3 protein-coding genes are annotated in these 3,605 nt (G+C 79.6%); 1 reads left to right on the forward strand and 2 read right to left on the reverse strand.

Features of this window, described 5'->3' with window-relative positions; genetic code table 11:
- Nucleotides 1–1,724: BTAD domain-containing putative transcriptional regulator (locus tag GA0115242_RS27900; protein WP_093833260.1), on the reverse strand; the 1,724-nt coding region annotated here is incomplete at its 3' end.
- Nucleotides 1,725–2,282: 558 nt separating this feature from the next.
- Here GA0115242_RS27900 and GA0115242_RS27905 point away from each other — a divergent pair.
- Entirely contained in the window at nt 2,283–3,161 is an 879-nt protein-coding gene (locus tag GA0115242_RS27905; protein ID WP_093833258.1) for an alpha/beta fold hydrolase, read from the forward strand.
- 22 nt (nt 3,162–3,183) lie between these two features.
- Here the strand turns inward: GA0115242_RS27905 and GA0115242_RS42355 are convergent.
- Nucleotides 3,184–3,605 (reverse strand): PucR family transcriptional regulator (locus GA0115242_RS42355; RefSeq protein WP_141721768.1); only part of this gene is annotated, 422 nt, incomplete at its 5' end.

Here is a 3,605-nt window from a genome sequence, read left to right on the forward strand (position 1 = left end):
ACCGCCGCCAGGGCGGCGCGCGCCTCCCGCGCCCGGTCGCGGGCGAGCAGCACCAGCGGCGCCGCCCATGGCAGGTGCGGACCCCAGTCGAGCCGCGGGTCGGTCGGCGCGGGACGGTCGTGCAGCACCCGCAGACCGAGCAGCGCCAGCGGGAGCAGTCCGCGCCGCAGCCCCGGCATCCCGGCCGTCCGCAGCGCCTCGTCCGCGGTCCGGTAGGCCGCCGCCGCGGTGGCCGCCCCGGGACCGCCCGGCTCGGTGCTGCGGGCGGCCAGCACCCGGGCCCTGCACCACGCCGTCAGGACCGGCACCAGCGGCGACTCGTGGACGGCGGCCAGCTCCTCCGCCGCCGCCGCGTGCCCGGCGGCGCCGTCGAGGTCGCCGAGCGCGGACGCCGACTGCATCCGGACCAGCCTGCCCAGGACCGCGAACGCCGGGAGGCCGTGCCGGGTGGCCAGGCCGACCAGTTCGGCGCCGGTCCTGTCCCTCAGCGGGGCGAGGCCGGGCCGTGCGAACGACTGGAGGAAGACGCCGTTGAGGGCGAAGGCCAGCAGCGCCGGGTCGCCCAGCTCGCGGGCCAGGTCATGGGCCTGGTGCGCGGCGGCGCGGGCGCGGTCGAGCGCCGGGCCGGACAGGTCGCCGCTGCGGCTCTCCACGGCGACCGTGGCGAGCAGCCTGGCCCGCAGCTCGGGCGGGCCGCCGGGACCGAGCGCGGTCAGGGCGCGCTCGGCGGCGGCCACCACCGCGCGGCACTGGCCGGGGTCGTCGGCCCTGCTCCAGATCGCGGGCACGTCGTAGGCGCCGATGACCCGCGCGGTGAGCAGCGGGTCCCCGGTGCGCTCGGCCGCCTCGACGGCCGCGAGGCGGTGCCGCCGGGACAGCACCAGGGCGTCGCTGCCCGCCAGGGCGAGGGTGCGGGCGAGGTCGACCGTGGTGCGGGGGCCGAGCGGGGCGCCGGTGCCGGGCCAGGCCGGGGAGCCGGGGGCGAGGACGGGCGCCCCGGTGAGGATGTCGGCCTCCAGGCGCCGCAGTTCGGGTCCCGGGTCGAGGCCGAGCTGCTCCGCGAGGACCGCGCGGGCCCGGCGGAGCGTGGCGAGCGCGTCGGCGCGGCGGCCCGCCCGGTGCTGGGCGCGGGCCAGCAACCCCCAGGCCGGTTCGCGCCAGGGGTGCGCGGCGGCGTGCGCGTCCAGCTCGGCGACCAGGTCCGCGCCCGCGCCCCCGTCCAGGAGGATGCCCGCGCGCACCTCGACGGCGTCCAGGCGCAGTTCCTCCAGGCGGGTGCGTTCGCGCCGGGCCCACGGCGCGTCGGGCAGGTCGGCGTAGGCGGGGCCGCGCCAGGAGCCGAGCGCGACGGCGAGGGCGGGCTCGGCGGCGGGGGAGACGCGGGCCTCGGCGAGGGCGTCCTCGAACCGGTGGACGTCCACCGCGGCGCGCGGCAGCCGCAGCGCGTAGCCGGTGCCCTCCGTGACGAGGACGCGCGGCGGTGTGCGGGGCGGCCGGTCGGGCTCGACCGCTCTGCGCAGGGCGGCGACGAAGGTCCTGAGCGCGCCGAGGGCGCGGGCCGGGGGCCGGGTCCAGAGGTCGTCGACGAGGGTGTCGGCGGTGACGGCGCGGCCGTCCGCGGCGACCAGCCGGGCGAGCACCTCGCGGTGCCGGGGTCCGCCCAGCGCGAGGGGCACCCCGTCGTCACCGGTGGCCCGCACGGGGCCGAGCACATCGATGCGCATGTCCTCATCCTCCGGGGTGCCGGACACGGGGGTGTCGTGGTGTGGCCCGGGGTGCCCCCGGTGGACGCGTTCCCGCCGGCCCGACCGGGGGTGCGCCCCCGCCGGGGCCGGGCGGCACGCTCCCATCTTCCGCGCCCGGGGAGCGGCCGCCGGACGGCGGGGTCGGGCGTGCGGGGTGGGGAGACCCGCGGTTTCCTCCCTTCTCGGCGCGGTACCGGCGCCGCCCCCGGCCGCCTGCCGGGGCCGTGTCGCCGCTGGGGGGAGCGGCTGCCGGACGGCGGGTCCGGTCCCCCGGGGTGGGGAGACTCCGGTGCGCAGCCTCCCTGTCCCGGGCCGGGGCGCCCGCGCCGCTTCCCTCCCCCGGCCGGGGAGTGGCTGCCGGACGGTGGCGCACCTCCCGCGGGCCGGGGAGATCCGCGCGGTTCCCCTCTTCCCGCCCGGGGTGCCCGCGGCGCCGGGCTGCCCCCCCCGGGCCGGAGGCCGCGCCGCTGATTCGTTGCTCATCCGTGGGCGGCAGGGTGCGCGTGTCCCGGTCTTCTTGCGGTGAGAGGAAACGCCATGACCCCCACCATCCCCGGCTTCGACCACGTCCGCCTGCCCGGCGCCGACGGGGTGGAGCTGTCCGCCCTCGTCGGCGGCCACGGCAGCCCCGTCGTGCTGCTGCACGGCTTCCCCCAGACCCGGCTGATGTGGCGGCACGTCGCCCCCCTGCTGGCCGCCGGGCACACCGTGATCTGCCCCGACCTGCGCGGCTACGGCGACAGCGACAAACCGGCCGCGACCGGTCCCGGCGTCTACGCGAAGCGCGCGATGGCCGCCGACGTCGTCTCCGCGGCGGCGGCGCTCGGGCACGACCGGTTCGCGCTGGTCGGGCACGACCGCGGGGCCCTGGTCGCCTTCCGCGCGGGCCTCGACCACCCGGGGACGGTCAGCCACCTCGGCATCCTCGACGTCGTGCCGACCCTCGACATGTGGGACGTGCTGCGCGGGGTGTCCGCGGCCGTCGGCTACCACCTGTTCCTGATGGCGCAGCCGCCGGGGCTCCCGGAGACGCTGATCGGCAACAGCCCGGACGCCTTCTTCGGGTCGTTCCTCGACGCCTGGGCGGGCGACCCGGCGGCGCTGCCCGGTCCGGTGCGGGCCGCCTATCTGCGCGCGAGCGCCGCCGCCGTCCCGTCGATCGTGGCCGACTACCGCGCCTCGGCCGGGATCGACGTCACCCACGACCGGGCCGACCTGGACGCCGGTACCCGGCTGGCGATGCCCGTCACCGTCGTCCAGCAGGACTGGGGTGCCCGGCTCGGCTACGACGCGGCCGGGGTGTGGCGGGCGTGGGCTCCCGACCTGGACCACCGGCTGACCGGGGCGGGGCACTTCATGGCCGAGGAGGCCCCCGAGGAGATCGCGTCGGCCGTGCGTGCCCTGCTGGCCCGCTGACCTGGGCCGCGGCGGGCGCCGCTCACGGCAGGCGCCGCAGCCGGGCGTCCTTGAGGGCCATGTGCAGCAGCAGGCGGTCCTCGCCGTCGTCGAGGTCGAGGCCCGTCAGCCGCTCCACCCGGGAGAGCCGGTAGTAGAGGGTCTGACGGTGGATGCCCAGCTCGGCGGCGGTGCGTCCGGCCTGGCCCGCGCAGTCGAGGTAGACCTCGGCGGTGCGGGCCAGTTCGCGGTGGGCGGGGGAGAGGAGCGGGCCGACGGCGGGGTCCTGGCCGGTCTCCGGGGGCAGCGCCGTCAGCAGCCGGAAGGGCCCGATGCGGCTCCACTCGGCGATCGGCCCGAGCCGCGGTTCGGCGAGCGCGGCGCGGGCGGCGGCGACCGCCTCGGTCCACGCCACTCCCAGCTCGGCGAGCCCGGCGCGGGCGCCCCCGATCCCGGCGGCGGCCC

The organism is Streptomyces sp. SolWspMP-5a-2 (genome assembly GCF_900091845.1).
Classification (GTDB): Bacteria; Actinomycetota; Actinomycetes; order Streptomycetales; family Streptomycetaceae; genus Streptomyces; species Streptomyces doudnae.

Bases quoted from the DNA above. Each gene is read 5' to 3' on its own strand.
- GA0115242_RS27905 (WP_093833258.1), top strand. From the start codon at position 2,283: ATGACCCCCACCATCCCCGGCTTCGACCACGTCCGCCTGCCCGGCGCC.